Below are 14,474 nucleotides of genomic sequence, written 5' to 3'. Positions count from 1 at the left end.
AATGGCCAGCTAGAAATAAGCAGAACGGATAAATGAATATCATGCGACGCGAGTGGATATGATTTTCGTCGTCATTTTCCCGCTATTTGGCGGACGCTGCCTGCTCATGATTATGCAAATGAAAAGTGACGTCGGCTCGCTATTTACGCGTGATTTAAAATTCTGCCTTTTAAGCGAAACACGGCGGGTAACGCCGTTGGGACACAAAAAGCGCATGGGCTGCAATTAACCGCAGCGAGGTAACATTTTGCAAAAATTAAATCAGGCTTTGCGCCCTGCTTAACAGGCGTGTTCCCAATCCTGTACCAGGCTTAAGCAAAAGCCATTGATACAGGTTGGGATAAAAATGAAAGAAACGAATCGTACTTTTGGGGTCAAACCGTATGGCGGCTCAGCGGGTGGCTGGGGCGCATTAAAAGCTGTAGCGGATGCGATTCGGGGACAAATGGCGGTGAAACAGGACGTCATTGCCCTGTTCAGGGTGAACCAGCCCCAGGGGTTTGATTGCCCCGGCTGCGCCTGGCCTGATCCGCAGCATACGTCTTCTTTTGAGTTTTGCGAAAACGGGGCCAAAGCGGTGTCGTGGGAAGCCACCAGTAAGCGTGCCACGCCCGATTTTTTCGCGGCTAACAAGGTCAGCGATTTGTGGGCGCGCAGCGCGTTGGATCTGGAAGGCGAAGGGAGGCTGACCCATCCGATGAAATATGATGCGGCCAGCGATACCTATCAGCCCATCGCATGGGAAACGGCCTTTCGTGAAATAGGTGAGCGGCTGCGCAGCTATAGCGATCCGAACATGGTTGAGTTTTATACCTCTGGCCGCGCATCGAATGAAGCCGCTTTTCTCTGGCAGTTGTTTGCCCGCGAATACGGTACCAATAACTTCTCAGACTGTTCCAATATGTGCCACGAGCCGACCAGTGTGGGGTTGCCGGAATCCATCGGCGTAGGAAAGGGCACCGTCGAGCTGGATGACTTTGACCATTGCGACCTTGTCTTATGTATTGGTCATAACCCGGGCACCAACCATCCGCGCATGTTGGGCACGCTCAGAGAGGTGTCAAAACGTGGTGCGACGATTGTTGCGATTAATCCGTTACGCGAACGCGGGCTGGAGCGGTTTACCTCACCGCAAAGCCCAATCGAGATGCTGTCGATGGGCTCAACCGAGCTGGCGTCAACCTATTATAAAGTGCGCGTAGGCGGTGACGCGGCCATGTTGAAAGGGATGATGAAATTCCTGCTCGCTATGGATGCGACGGCCAGAGAACAGGGCGAACCGGGTGTGCTGGATGAGGCCTTTATTCATGAACACACTGAGGGCTTCGAGGCGCTGAAGGCCGATCTGGAGGCGACCAGTTGGGCGCACATTCTGAAAGTCTCAGGGATGGAGCGTGAAGAGATTCAGCATCTGGCCCGTCTGTATGCGGAGGCGGATCGCACCATTATTTGCTACGGCATGGGTATTACACAGCATCAGTACGGAACACAGAATGTACAGCAAATCGCGAATCTGTTGCTGATGCGCGGCAGCATGGGCAAAAAGGGGGCCGGCATTTGTCCGCTGCGCGGCCACTCCAATGTTCAGGGTGATCGCACGGTTGGGATTACCGAAATCCCGTCTGACAGTCTGCTGAACAGTCTGGAAAAGGTGTTTGGCTTTACGCCGCCCAGACAACACGGTCACGGCGCGGTTGAGGCAATTCGCGCCATCCGTGACGGCAGTGCTAAAGCGCTGCTGTGCCTTGGCGGCAACCTGGCTGAAGCCATGTCTGACCCACAGGTCACCTTTCCTGCCATGCGCAACCTGGATTTGGTGGTGCACATGGCGACGAAGTTGAACCGTTCACATCTGTTGATGGCAAAGCACAGTTATCTTTTTCCGGTACTGGGACGCACGGAGGTGGATGAGCAACCCTCGGGTGCGCAAAGTGTCACGGTTGAGGATTCCATGTCGATGGTACATGCTTCACGAGGCACGCTCGATCCCGCCTCGCCGCACCTGAAGTCAGAGCCGCTGCTGGTGGCCAGCCTGGCGAAAGCCACATTGCCTGATACGGTTGTCGACTGGGACAAGATGACGCGTGATTACAGTGATATCCGCCAGGCCATTGAAGCGGTGTTTCCGGGCTTCGAAAACTATAATCAGCGCATTCAACAACCGGGTGGTTTTCGACTGCCCAATGGCGCATCCGAGCGCATCTGGCACACGCCGTCAGGAAAAGCGCAGTTCCTGGTGATGGCGGGCATCAATGAAGATCCACGCTCACTGACCTGCCACGATCTGGTGCTGACGACATTGCGCAGCCACGACCAATACAATACAACGCTCTATGGTCTGAACGATCGCTACCGGGGCGTAACAGGACGCCGGGATGTGCTGTTTATCAACCCGGATGAGGCCGAAAAACGGCAGTTACGCGTCGGCGAGCAGGTCAACGTCATCGCCCTGGACCCGGACGGCAACCCGACCTCAAGGCGCATGGATAAGCTGACCATCGTGGTGCACGATATGGCCTATGGTTCGGTCGCAGCCTATTATCCGGAAGCGAACGTGCTGGTACCGCTGGACAGCCATGATACCAAAAGCGGTATACCGGCCTATAAAAGCACTCCTGTCAGGCTCGAACGCGTTCAGCCTGAAAGCGCACTGGCCGGCTCTGCCACGCGTCGTTAGCCCGGTATTCACAGAACGTGTGCGCCCTCTGAGAGAAGCGGTACGCAGCGGGCGCACAATCGCGTCGCCAGTGGCATTGAGTTGTATGGGGCGCATCACTGGGGGCGTGCACCGCCGGGGATGCGTAACCGGAAAAGGCGGCCCGGAACTAACCTGTCCGGCTCAGTCACCGCCATGCTATGGCCCGCGTTAGTCCACGGTCTTTCATAAAACGTCAGGATTGAAGGATAAGTGAGCGCGTTTACGGTAAGGCTGGGGTCACGCGTGTCCGCACCAAAATAGCACGCAAGGGGGTGTCAGAACGCAAGGGAAAGCGCCGGAGAACATACCGCAGCCACGCGGAGTGCAGAGAAAACGCTAACCTGTTTGCGGAATGAAGAGGGGAAGGGCAGCATTAACGTGAACCGGCTACTGAACGCTGATTTGGCTGGCCTGCCAGATCAGATGGTGATCGTAAGACTTACGCTGATGGGCTGGCAGCGGCACAGAGGTGTCCACGCAGACATCCACATTAAAGCCCTGTGCCGTTAACCGGATGGCCTCAAGCAGCACATCCGTGTTCTGTACTTCACCTGCAATCTCAAGCAACAGCGGTACGCTGGCCGAGCGAGAGGCTGCGCGGGTCACACAGGCGTGATGATGCTCCGTGACATGTTCAAAGCGGGCAAGCCTGCGCGCAGCGCCACGACGCTGGTCCTCGCGCAGCCAACTGCAGAGTGGACGCATTAAAGACCGGATAAAATCGTCACCGGCAAAGTCCCGACTCAGGCTACGGATAACCCGGATCAACTGCCTGTCTGAACCAAACTCCAGACTGGTCAGGATTTCGCCACGGCGGGCGGGCCAGCCATACGTCATTACGCCCTCTGATTGCCTGCGGCCATCGTGCATTTCCTGCGCCGTTGCGCCGTGGGCATTGGCTGACATGACTTCGCGGATTTCTTCGAGCTGGGCTTCTGTCCAGTAGTCTGTCACGGGATCTACAGCAACAAGTCCATACCGTTGCCAGCGTCGTACATTGGTCAGGGAGGCGCCTGTGAGCGCACAAAGCGTGTCGGATGACAACATAAAAACTCCTGTTTATAAAAATCAGATGTGCGCCAGCGCCAGGAAGATAAGCGGCCTTCCTGGCGTTGCGCGTTTCGGTGGAGATATAAAGAGATGCTCGCCAGCGCGGCAAAGGCAGACGGGCGAAATCGCAAAGGGAACTAGCCCGTACGACGGCTGAATTTCCCCCTTTACGGCCCGCCTCTACTGCACGCTCGGGGTTGTTCCTGAAGTTTCCGCTACTGTTTTTGCCGCCTTTCCGACCCGCTTCAGAGGCTCTCTCGGGGTTTGCTGCAAAATTTCCTGCGCCGCCACGATATTTGACCATGGGTCTATCCTCTCTCATTTCATCATTAACAGTGGAAAGCCTCATTTTGGTCGATGGTTTCTGATAATTCCAATGCGAAACAATACAATGGAAAAAAATAAAAAACGGTTTTTTTAATACCGCTTCGTCTTGAAAGGTTTTTTACTCTTTGAAAATGAGGATTATTAGCATTAAATTTGTACGAAAGTTTCATTCCATGTACAGCTTTACTGCCCGATTTTTTTAAGACGAATCTTAACTTTTTTATAGCCTGTCGACCTGACGGCGACATATTCATGCTGCCACGCAACGATCCCATTTTCTTTTTTTACCCAACAGAAACGCTCAATCCGCTTATCAACACACAGGGCGCGATAGCATTTTTTGATGTCAGTGAATGCCACTATTTTCATAGCTGGCGTTGGGGGCGTCCTGTTATGTTTTAACCGACGAAACGGGAGGTCGTCTTTTTAAACAGCCAGGCGAGAAAATAAAGCGGTATATTCACTCGCGCGACAGGCGCGGGGAGCCTTTTTTAGGCGCAGGGTTTTATTTAGAGCGCGATGAGTAATGAATATTCACAATCGCCGTGGCTTTTCCTGAGCGCGCGCTGTTGCCGCTGACGGATGACTGAAATACATTACCTGCTCCTGACGACAGACCACTCTCTTTTATTTCCAGGCAGCGTTAGTGTGCCCCTGATCAATAAGGCCGTTAACACGTGGCCGACGCCCACAGGTAAAGCTTAATGGCAGAGCACGGTATTACAGGGCAGGCGTCAGACGTGGTAGCGTCGTTTTCTGAGGCTGGCAAAAGGTTGAGTGGGATGCTGCGGGAGCACGTGGTGGTGCGTAAACAGATTGTCTTTTAACCGTGAAGGGATGTCAGCCTAAGGCTGAGTATTTATTTTGCCTGAAAATTGCCGTTCTACACGCCTAAATGTAACCTCTTGTTAATTTTTTGACGAATGAAAGCAGTCGCATTTAAACAAGGGAAGCGAGTTTTATGGTGATTATCTTGTTGTTTTTCGCTTTTATTTTCCGCCCTCCGTTGCGGTTGCGCGGCAGTATTAAAAGCGCTAAACAAAGCGGCGAATGTTTTATCCGCCACGCTTGCAGATTAACAGGCGCGTTATAACCTTAACAGTGCCATGCAAATGGTGAAGCAAAGAAGCAGACAACTTTAACCTGAAGAGGAAATATTATGACTGAACATCGTGGCGGATCAGGTAATTTCGCGGAAGATAAAGAGAAAGCTTCTGAAGCCGGTAAAAAAGGCGGCCAGAACAGCGGCGGCAATTTCAAAAACGATCGTGAAAAAGCCTCAGAAGCCGGTAAGAAAGGGGGCCAGAACAGCCATCGTGGCTCCTGATACCGGCTTATAAGGGACTGAACAGCGGAGCAGGGACTGCTCCATGATTGCATTATGTCCCACCGTTTCCGCAGGCATGATCAATGCCCACGCTAATTCATCAGAGACGGCAGCGGCCCCCGCACGAAAAAGCCCGGTCAGTGCCAGGCTGTTCTTACACAAAGGGATGATAACGACAAGGCAGGGATGGCAGGCGAGTCACGTCAGCGCGCTCACCTGCTGCAGATTACCCGCGTGAACTATGCTGAAAGCTCCTGACGAACAATAGCCGCACCCGCGCTTAAGGCATGGAGCTTGCCACGCGCCACCTCACGGGATAATGGCGTCATACCGCAGTTGGTTGACGGATAGAGTTTGTCGGCATCCACAAACTGCAACGCCTTACGCAGCGTAGCGGCCACTTCTTCCGGCGTTTCAATGGTATTGGTTGCTACATCAATGGCACCCACCATGACTTTTTTACCCCGAATCAGCTCAATCAGCTCCATCGGCACGCGCGAATTCTGACATTCCAGCGAAACGATATCGATTTTTGATTTTTGCAGTTTCGGGAAGACTTCTTCATATTGACGCCATTCCGTCCCCAGCGTCTTCTTCCAGTCGGTATTGGCTTTGATACCGTAGCCGTAGCAAATATGCACAGCGGTTTCGCACTTCAGGCCTTCCACAGCGCGTTCCAGCGCGGCGATGCCCCAGTCGTTGACTTCATCAAAGAACACGTTAAAAGCGGGCTCATCAAACTGAATAATGTCGATGCCAATCGCTTCTAACTCTTTGGCTTCCTGATTCAGAATTTTGGCAAATTCCCAGGCCAGTTTTTCACGACTCTTGTAATGGCCGTCATACAGCGTATCAATCATGGTCATCGGACCCGGCAGCGCCCATTTGATCGGCTGCTTAGTCTGCTGACGCAAGAATTTCGCATCGTCAATAAAGACGGGTTTCTGACGGCTAACCGCGCTGATCACCGTCGGTACGCTGGCATCATAACGATTACGGATACGGACAATTTCGCGCTTCTCGAAATCAACACCATTCAGGTGCTCAATAAATGTCGTCACAAAGTGCTGGCGCGTTTGTTCACCGTCGCTGACGATATCAATACCGGCCTGGATTTGATCGTCCAGAATTAAACGCAGCGCATCTTTTTTCCCTTCAGCCAGTTCTGAGCCTTGCAGCTTCCAGGGCGACCACAGCGTTTCAGGCTGAGCCAGCCAGGATGGCTTCGGTAAACTGCCTGCGGTTGAGGTAGGTAACAACGTTTTCATAATAGGTGACCTTGTATTTCGGTTAATCAAAGCGCGTAACTGGCAGACCACTCTTCAAGAACGGCTTTATAAGGTTTAATGAATTTCTCTTCGGTAAATTTCCCTTGTTCTACCGCTAACAGGCTACGCTCTTCGCGATCGTAAACAATGCGCGTTAATGAATAGTCCAGATGGTTCAGGCTTGGCTGATAACACTGGCCAGCCGGTGAATTAGCATTGTAAATCTCAGGACGATAAATTTTCTGGAACGTCTCCATCGTACTAATGGTGCTGATCAGCTCAAGATTGGTGTAATCACTCAACAGGTCACCCGAGAAATAAAACGCCAACGGGGCAACACTGTTTTCCGGCATGAAATAGCGCGCCGTCAGGCCCATCTTGTGGAAATACTGGTCAGTCAGGGAATAGGCATCCTGCTGGTATTCAATACCCAGTACCGGATGACGGTTTCCTGTGCGGGTATAAACGTTTTTGCTGGACACGCTCAGGCAAATGACCGGCTGTTTTTTAAAGTTCTCTTTAAAGGCCGAAGAGTTCACGAAGCACTTGAAAATATTGCCGTGCAAATCGCCAAAGTTAGCAGGTGCGCTGAAGCCGGTGTTGTTTTTATTGTGCTCAGACAGCAGCACGCTGAAATCATAATCGCGCACGTAAGAGGAGAAGTTATTGCCAACAATACCTTCAATACGCTGCTGAGTTTTTTTATCGACGATATGGGTTTTCAGAATTTCAATTACAGGAAACGCGCCGCGTTGCGTCTCGTTTTCGATATTTAACTCAACCGAGATAATTTCAAGTTCCACACCATAACGATCGGCCTTTGGATTATCCCAGTGCGCCAGCGAGTTGAAGCGATTATCAATCATCGTTAAGGCATTGCGCAGGTTTTCCTGACGGTTTGTCCCGCGCGCCAGGTTAGCAAAATTGGTGGTGATGCGCGTATTTTCAGACGGGTTGTAATTCTCATCGAAAACACTGCTCTTAATCGTAAATGTGAATTCTTTTTTCATCGTGATGCACCCTGCGTTCTGATGTGAAAAACGGTCTGTGGCTGTTAGTTATCCAGACTGGCCTGCATTCTGGTTTTTCGTTTAACCGCTTTCACGTTGTGTGTTTGTCAATAAAGCATATTTTATGCCAGAGGCGCGGAGGAAGGGAAAGCGACTTAATTTCAACACAACATGAGCCATCTTCATGGTCGACAGAGGTAAAGCCTCTGCCATACGCGGAATGGAGACAAACGGACAGACTGTGCCGTGATGCAATGCGCCCTGAACCCTTGTGGCGTAAGGCCTGCCAATATCCCGGTTTCCGTCTCCTCATGAAAACGGCTCATGTGAAGGTTTCTCATGTTGCGGGAAAAGCGGTGATATTTATTCAGGTTAATGAGCCTCTTTCATAAGCGTTGTACAGGCCCGCAGCAAGCGCTGCCGTACTCACGCAGGGATTTTCAGCCCCGCGCAGCCATATTCCCCTGAAGTCCGCCCTCATCCCTTGTTTCGGGCCGCCCGATCAGGCGTTTTCTTTACTGAACTTGCCTGGTGAAACACCGATGACACGCTTGAAGGCTTTTGCAAAGGCGCTCTCAGATTCATAGCCCAGCCCGGCAGCAATCGCGGTAAGCCCGCCATTCCCTTTTTTTAACTGGTCGCAGGCAAGATGCATGCGCCATTGCGTGAGATAGTCGACGGGCGCGATGCCCACCGTTTGCTTAAATCGTTCAGCAAAAACCGCGCGTGACATTCCCACCCTGGCTGCCAGTTCCGCCAGCGTCCACTTGTGTTCGGGGTGCTGGTGCATGCAGGCCAGCGCCGCGCCCAGCTTTTTATCCTTCAGAGCCGCAAGCCAGCCTGACTGATGCGGGTCATTTGCATACAGCCGTAACGCCTGAATGAGCAGCATAAATGCCAGCTGTTGCACGATGAGGACGCTGCCGGGCTGCGCTTCACGGACTTCCTGTGACATTCTTTCCAGCGCCCATTGCATGGCGGCTCTGTCTGCGCTGCGCCGGATATGCACCACTGGCGGCAGCGTACCTAACAGCATCTGTGCGGGCCGTCCGGTCAGCAGGAAATGCCCGCCTACCAGTAAACAGGCGGAGGTTTCATCAAGCTTTGCCGCTGTCACGGCAACCATCTCAGACCGCACCGTCTGGAAATCGACAGTCTGCGCGTCCGGGTTTGTGGCCAGCCTGAAAGGCGCGCCTGGCGGGAGCAGATAGCACTCGCCGGCGTTAAGGCGCAAGGGTTCCGCAACACCGTCAACGGTCAGCCAGCAGGCACCCGCTACGACGGCATAGCACTTCACGCCATCATGAGCGGGCCATTGTACCGACATCTCCGGCGTCAGTATCACACCACCGGAAACGTAACGTTGTGGTTCAAGCAGGGCTAAGAGCTGTGAAAGCGGGTCCATGATCATCCCAGACGGTCAGACATAAAAAAGCGACGTTATCACATAGAGCGCATTCCTTCTCCACCGTAAAGTAGACAACCACGGTTGCGAAGGCTGACAAGAGGACGAACAGACATGCGGTTATTTCTTACAGGAGCAACGGGTTTTATCGGGTCGGCGATTGCGGCCGATCTGATCGCGGCAGGGCATGAGGTGGTCGGACTGACCCGACATCAGCAGGGTGTCGACAGGCTCAGCAAAGCAGGTGTCGAGCCCTTTTGGGGTGATATTAACGATCACAATAGTTTGCAACGGGGCGCGGCAAGCTGCGAGGGGGTGATTCATACCGCCTTTAACCATGATTTTTCGACGTTTCTGACAAACTGTGAAGCCGATCGACAGGCAATCGCCGCGATGGCCACGGCACTGGCAGGAAGCGCACGGCCCTTAATCATCACCTCGGCGGTGGGACTGGGCTCGACGGGGCAGGGAAGACCTGCCGTAGAAGACTATTTCAACCCGCTTCATCCTAATCCGCGCCGGGCATCCGAGCTGGCCGCAATAGTGGCACTGGAAAAAGGGGTCAACGTTTCCGTTGTGCGGTTATCTCAGGTACATAATCCGTTGAAGCAGGGCCTGGTTACGTCGTTGATTGAGGTGGCGAGACAGACAGGCGTTTCCGCTTTTATTGATGAAGGCCAAAACCGCTGGTCAGCAGTGCATCTTGACGATGCGGTTTGCCTCTACAGGCTGGCGCTGGAAAAAAACAGACCAGGAAGCCGTTATCATGCTGTCGCCGAAGAAGGCATTACGCTGCGCGTGCTTGCCGACGCCCTCGGGCGGATCCTCAACCTGCCGGTCATATCCCTTTCAGCCGCTGAAGCTACCGATCATTTTGGCTGGCTGAGTCATTTCGTTGCGCAGGATATGTCCGCCTCAGGCAGGCTTACTCGCGCGCAACTGGGATGGCAGCCCACAGGGCCGGGATTGATTGCCGATCTTGAACGCATGCCGGGCTAAGCGTGCTTAGCTGCCGGGAAGATGGCAATATGCGACGAGTCAGTATCATTTTCCCCTGATTTGAGAGGTCATATGTCTGTGACGCCGGTTTACCGCGTAGGTGAGTGCGAGGTCTTTAAAATTCCTGAACTGGACGCGTCTCTGTCCACGGAATGGCTGTTTCCCGCGCAGGCGTTAGCGAGCGGAACGCCGGAAACGATTACGCTCTCTGTTCACAGTTGGGTGGTCCGCACGCCTGACAACCTTATTGTGATCGATACGGGCAGCGGCAATGGTCGCGAGCGGGCAGGCTCTCCGCTCTCCCATCAGCTGAATACGCCGTATGCGCAGCGCTTACGTGACGCGGGCGTCGATCCTGACGCGGTGGATATCGTGCTGATCACCCATCTGCATGGCGATCATGTGGGCTGGAATACGCACTGGATGGACGGTAAATGGACACCGTTTTTCAAACATGCCCGCTACTACTGTTCGGATAGCGGGTTGAAAGGCTGGCAACACGATCCGGCACGCAAAACGCTGTTAGAGGACAGCATTAATCCGGTTATCGCGGCGGGTTTGCTGGAGACGTTCGATGTGACGCAAGAGCCGGTGTTTGCTGATGTGCTGCGCTATGTGCCCACGCCCGGCCACAGTCATGACCACGCGTCGATTATTCTGCACAGTGCGGGCGATTATGCGCTGTTTTCCGGTGACCTGATGCATAACGATTTGCAGGTCAGTCAGCCCCAGCTTGCCTCGCGCTTTTGTGCTGATGCCGCGCAGGCCGAAGCCCAGCGGCGCTGGGCAATGACGTGGGCGAGTGAGCATCAGGCACGCTGGTTTAGTTCGCATTTTCCGGGCTCGTCGGCAGGTTATGTCAGCCAGACCTCTGCGGGATTTGAATGGCAGTTTATCTGAGTTTTACGTTCTGTAGCTAAGCTCACGGACGTAAAACGGTAATGAGACGAGTCCTGTTAATGATGCAAAAATCACAACAATTTATGCTGTTAGCGCTGGCGCAGTCCCGCCATGCGCTGCCGCATTGCAGACCTAACCCACCGGTAGGGTGCGTAATTGTTCACAATGGTCGGGTTGTCTCGACCGGATTTACCCGTTCACCGGGTCAGTACCATGCTGAGGCTGATGCACTTTCCACACTTACGTTACCTGTAGAAGAGTGCGAAATCTATGTCACGCTAGAGCCCTGTGCCTTTCAGGGCAGAACCCCGTCCTGCGCACTAACACTGGCCCGGCTCAGGCCCAGACATATTTACATCGCCATTGAAGATCCGCATCCGCGCAATCGCGGAGAAGGGATTGCGATCTTAAAGCAAGCGGGCATCGGCGTGACGCTGGGGGTGGCGAGAAATGACGTTGAGTGTTTTCTGGCGCCCTATTTAATTCGCTCGCTTGCGTAAAATGTAGGTGAGAAGGCGTGCTGTTAGCCAGACATCGGCATTTACATCCCTGAACCGCTGGTGAAACATCGTGAGATTCCCTTTCAAAGCGTAACGACTGGAAATGAACTTCTGTTTTATCTCTGCTCCGGGGCATGTGATGTTAGGTGTGCGGTGAGGCCTTTTGCCCGCCAGAGAGCAAAACGTTTCCGCGACATCCCGTAAACAGACCACCAACGCGCACTGAGTTAAGGGTAAAAAATGGAAAAACCATTTTTACAACAGCCATCACCTGAGTCGTCCCGCGTGGCCGCGGCTGGCGGCGTTTCCTCTGCCTCACTGTTTGTGCGGCGTAATCTGTTCTCGCTGGTGGTGGGGACGGTGAGCCTGATCTGTTTTGTCGACAATCATACGTCCGCTCTGCGCCAGGTGTTGTCCAGCCGGCACGCATCCGCGCGTCCGCTCAGCGCCGCTACTGCACCCAACCCGACCGGACAAATCGCTGCCGTCAGTGAACATTTGCCGCATGCCTCCGTGCCTTCAGTCGTTATGATCGCCGAGGCAAACCGTCAGGCACTCAAAGGTATGCAACTCGTCAGCGATCAGTTGAAGCTGGAGCAGGGCAGCCTGCTGCAGGACATGGCCCACACGCAGCAGCTGGCGCTGCAACAGGTCAGTGATAACCACTTCCAGGCCGCCATGCTGAACGGACAACTGGCGCAACTTGATCAGCAAATCAAAATCGAGTCCGCGCAGGTTGGCATGGCGCAAAACCTGGTCAACAAATGGCGACCGCTGCTGAACAAAGGCTATATTTCGGCGTTGCAATTTGCACAGGAGCAGTCGGTGGTCTGGGGCTATGAAAGCCAGTACCGCGCGTTGCTGCAACAACAGTATGCGACCCGTCAGCAGATTAGCGTGCTGGAGGATCAGGAACGTCAGATTCCGCTGGCGACCGCAGTGAAACTTAACGTGCTGCGGCGGCAGCTGGCGCAGGTGAATGAGAATCTGGCCCAAAATACGCTGACCGAGGCGCGGATAGCCTGGCAGCCTTCGGCAGCGCCCGTGAAGCCGCTTCAGGTCAATGCAGGCAATGCCGCAGCAACGCCCACGCAACAGACACAGCAAGACAGCCGCTTCCTGTCTGACAGGCCCGCTCGCGTCAGCCACAGCGACGTTCACTATCAAAACATTAACGATCAGACGGGCAGTCATAGCGTGACGCCGCGTCACACTGCCCTCACGCACAACGTCTGAGCCGCATGACAGCCATGTAACGGTGCCTCGCGGAGGGGAAGGTTAACGAAGATAACCTGTCCCGTTATCGGGCGGTCATATCGCCAGGCCGGCAGCGGCTTTTGCCGATCGACTGGCAAAGGAAACAGACAGCGGTCAGGGGGGATTATTGCCCGATATCAGGGCAGTAACGCTGTGCCTCAGGTTGAGCGCGACGCATAAAAAAGCGGGCCGCCAACGGGCTGGCCCGCCGCTTTGTTAATGCGTTCGCTAGCGGTGCTTAACGCTTCATATGGTAATAGGCGTCATTCCAGCGCAGCACATCTTTAAAGGCCGGAAGCCGGGTGTGCTCATCAATCACCAGCACTTCAATGCCGTGCATCTCGCCGTACAAATACATATCGTCCAGCGTCAGGGCCTGACTGAACACCGTATGGTGCGCACCGCCTGCCAGAATCCAGGCTTCAGAGGCGGTCGCCAGAGACGGCTGCGCTTTCCACAACGCGCGGGCTACCGGCAGTTTTGGCAGTGGTTTAGGCTGTTCAATCGCGTCCACTACGTTAACCAGCAGGCGGAAACGATCGCCCATATCGATCACGCTGGCGTTAATGGCACGACCGGCCGGCGTGGAGAAAATCAGCCGCGCCGGATCGGCTTTGTTGCCGATGCCGAGGAACTGCACGTCGATCAGCGGCTTCTCTTCCCGCGCGATAGACGGGCACACTTCCAGCATATGAGAACCCAGCACTAAATCGTTGCCCGGCGAGAAGTGGTAAGTGTAATCCTCCATAAAGGAGGTGCCGCCGGGACGGTCACCCGCCAGCACTTTAAAGATGCGCAGCAGCGCGGCGGTCTTCCAGTCTCCTTCGCCCGCAAAGCCATAACCCTGGCCCATCAGGCGCTGTACCGCCAGGCCGGGCAACTGCGTCATGCCGTGCAGCGTCTGGAAGTTGGTGGTAAACGCCTTGCAGCCTTCGTCGTCCAGAAAACGCTTCAGGCCCAGCTCGATGCGTGCGGCGTCCAGTACGTTTTGCCGTTTTTCACCGCCTGCGGCGGCCACGTCGGAGAAACGATACTGGCTTTCATATTCGTCAACCAGCGCATTGACATCACCCTCGCTGACGCTGTTGATCACCTCCACCAAATCCCCCACGCCCCAGCCATTAACCGCATAGCCGAACTGGATTTGCGCCGCCACTTTATCGCCTTCGGTGACCGCGACTTCACGCATGTTGTCACCAAAACGCGCGACTTTCAGATGCTGACTGGCCTGTTTGGCCAGTGCCGCACGCATCCAGTTGGCGACGCGCTGCTGGCTGTGTTTATCCTGCCAGTGGCCGGTCACCACGCTGTGCTGCAGGCCCATGCGCGCACCAATAAAGCCAAACTCACGGCCACCGTGCGCCGTCTGATTCAGGTTCATAAAGTCCATGTCCATGCTGTCCCAGGGGATCTCGGCATTGAACTGGGTATGAAACTGTAGCAGGGGCTTCGTTAAGACATTCAATCCGCCGATCCACATTTTGGCCGGCGAAAAGGTATGCAACCACGTAATGATACCGATACAGTTTTGATCGTGACTGGCGTCACGGCACAGCGACAGCGCTTCATCAGGCGATTTGACCAGCGGTTTCAGCGTCAGACGTACAGGCAAACCCGCCTGATTTAATCCGTCCACCACCTGCCGGGCATTGTGTTCAACCTGACGTAACGTTTCCGCGCCGTAGAGGTGCTGTGTACCAATGACAAACCACACGTTGAACTGTTGCATAAAA

At 54.2% G+C, this 14,474-nt stretch carries 12 protein-coding genes and 1 pseudogene; 7 read left to right on the top strand and 6 right to left on the bottom strand.

Annotated elements, in window-relative coordinates; translation table 11 throughout:
- Positions 1-346 precede the first annotated feature (346 nt).
- On the top strand, positions 347-2,677 hold the full coding sequence (locus tag RAC60_RS02460) for an FdhF/YdeP family oxidoreductase (protein ID WP_375092517.1): 2,331 nt from the start codon (positions 347-349) through the stop codon (positions 2,675-2,677).
- Between the two features lie 408 nt (positions 2,678-3,085).
- On the opposite strand, the gene RAC60_RS02455 is transcribed toward RAC60_RS02460, so the two are convergent.
- Together RAC60_RS02455 and RAC60_RS02450 are read right to left on the bottom strand one after the other, a co-directional pair.
- Positions 3,086-3,745: a hypothetical protein gene (locus tag RAC60_RS02455; protein WP_375092685.1), complete on the bottom strand. Its 660-nt coding sequence runs from the start codon at positions 3,743-3,745 to the stop codon at positions 3,086-3,088.
- 163 nt (positions 3,746-3,908) lie between these two features.
- Positions 3,909-4,052 (bottom strand): annotated as a pseudogene (locus RAC60_RS02450) (general stress protein); the annotation flags it as partial.
- 727 nt (positions 4,053-4,779) lie between these two features.
- Here RAC60_RS02450 and RAC60_RS02445 point away from each other — a divergent pair.
- Positions 4,780-4,902 carry a hypothetical protein gene (locus RAC60_RS02445; RefSeq protein WP_269750921.1) on the top strand — a complete coding sequence of 41 codons (123 nt, stop codon included), beginning with the start codon at positions 4,780-4,782 and terminating at the stop codon, positions 4,900-4,902.
- Between the two features lie 332 nt (positions 4,903-5,234).
- On the top strand, positions 5,235-5,402 hold the full coding sequence (locus RAC60_RS02440) for a general stress protein (protein ID WP_006119054.1): 168 nt from the start codon (positions 5,235-5,237) through the stop codon (positions 5,400-5,402).
- Positions 5,403-5,641: 239 nt separating this feature from the next.
- On the opposite strand, the gene RAC60_RS02435 is transcribed toward RAC60_RS02440, so the two are convergent.
- The 3 genes from RAC60_RS02435 to RAC60_RS02425 all read right to left on the bottom strand — a co-directional run bounded on the left by RAC60_RS02435 (position 5,642) and on the right by RAC60_RS02425 (position 9,085).
- Complete coding sequence (locus RAC60_RS02435; RefSeq protein ID WP_039340472.1) at positions 5,642-6,670, bottom strand: methionine synthase; 1,029 nt, start codon at positions 6,668-6,670, stop codon at positions 5,642-5,644.
- Positions 6,671-6,696: 26 nt separating this feature from the next.
- Positions 6,697-7,680: a DUF1852 domain-containing protein gene (locus tag RAC60_RS02430; protein WP_033741287.1), complete on the bottom strand. Its 984-nt coding sequence runs from the start codon at positions 7,678-7,680 to the stop codon at positions 6,697-6,699.
- Positions 7,681-8,182: 502 nt separating this feature from the next.
- The gene (locus RAC60_RS02425; protein WP_375092516.1) at positions 8,183-9,085 is read right to left on the bottom strand and encodes an AraC family transcriptional regulator; all 903 of its coding nucleotides are present in this window, start codon (positions 9,083-9,085) and stop codon (positions 8,183-8,185) included.
- Positions 9,086-9,199: 114 nt separating this feature from the next.
- Here RAC60_RS02425 and RAC60_RS02420 point away from each other — a divergent pair, with 114 nt between their 5' ends.
- The 4 genes from RAC60_RS02420 (at position 9,200) to RAC60_RS02405 (ending at position 12,720) form a co-directional block, all read left to right on the top strand.
- The gene (locus tag RAC60_RS02420) at positions 9,200-10,084 is read left to right on the top strand and encodes an SDR family oxidoreductase (protein ID WP_324019759.1); all 885 of its coding nucleotides are present in this window, start codon (positions 9,200-9,202) and stop codon (positions 10,082-10,084) included.
- A 72-nt stretch (positions 10,085-10,156) separates the two neighbouring features.
- Entirely contained in the window at positions 10,157-10,984 is an 828-nt protein-coding gene (locus tag RAC60_RS02415) for an MBL fold metallo-hydrolase (RefSeq protein WP_039340466.1), read from the top strand.
- Positions 10,985-11,046: 62 nt separating this feature from the next.
- A complete protein-coding gene (locus RAC60_RS02410; protein WP_110267814.1) occupies positions 11,047-11,484 on the top strand; it encodes a bifunctional diaminohydroxyphosphoribosylaminopyrimidine deaminase/5-amino-6-(5-phosphoribosylamino)uracil reductase RibD in 438 nt (145 codons plus the stop codon).
- Positions 11,485-11,724: 240 nt separating this feature from the next.
- A complete protein-coding gene (locus RAC60_RS02405; protein ID WP_058701965.1) occupies positions 11,725-12,720 on the top strand; it encodes a hypothetical protein in 996 nt (331 codons plus the stop codon).
- 259 nt (positions 12,721-12,979) lie between these two features.
- On the opposite strand, the gene araA is transcribed toward RAC60_RS02405, so the two are convergent.
- Entirely contained in the window at positions 12,980-14,470 is a 1,491-nt protein-coding gene (araA, locus tag RAC60_RS02400; protein ID WP_375092515.1) for an L-arabinose isomerase, read from the bottom strand.
- Positions 14,471-14,474 lie beyond the last annotated feature (4 nt).

Source organism: Pantoea sp. BR_17, from assembly GCF_041955125.1.
Taxonomy (GTDB): domain Bacteria; phylum Pseudomonadota; class Gammaproteobacteria; order Enterobacterales; family Enterobacteriaceae; genus Pantoea; species Pantoea stewartii.
Note: the sequence above shows the minus strand (reverse complement) of the source record. Positions and strands in the feature narration are given on the sequence as shown.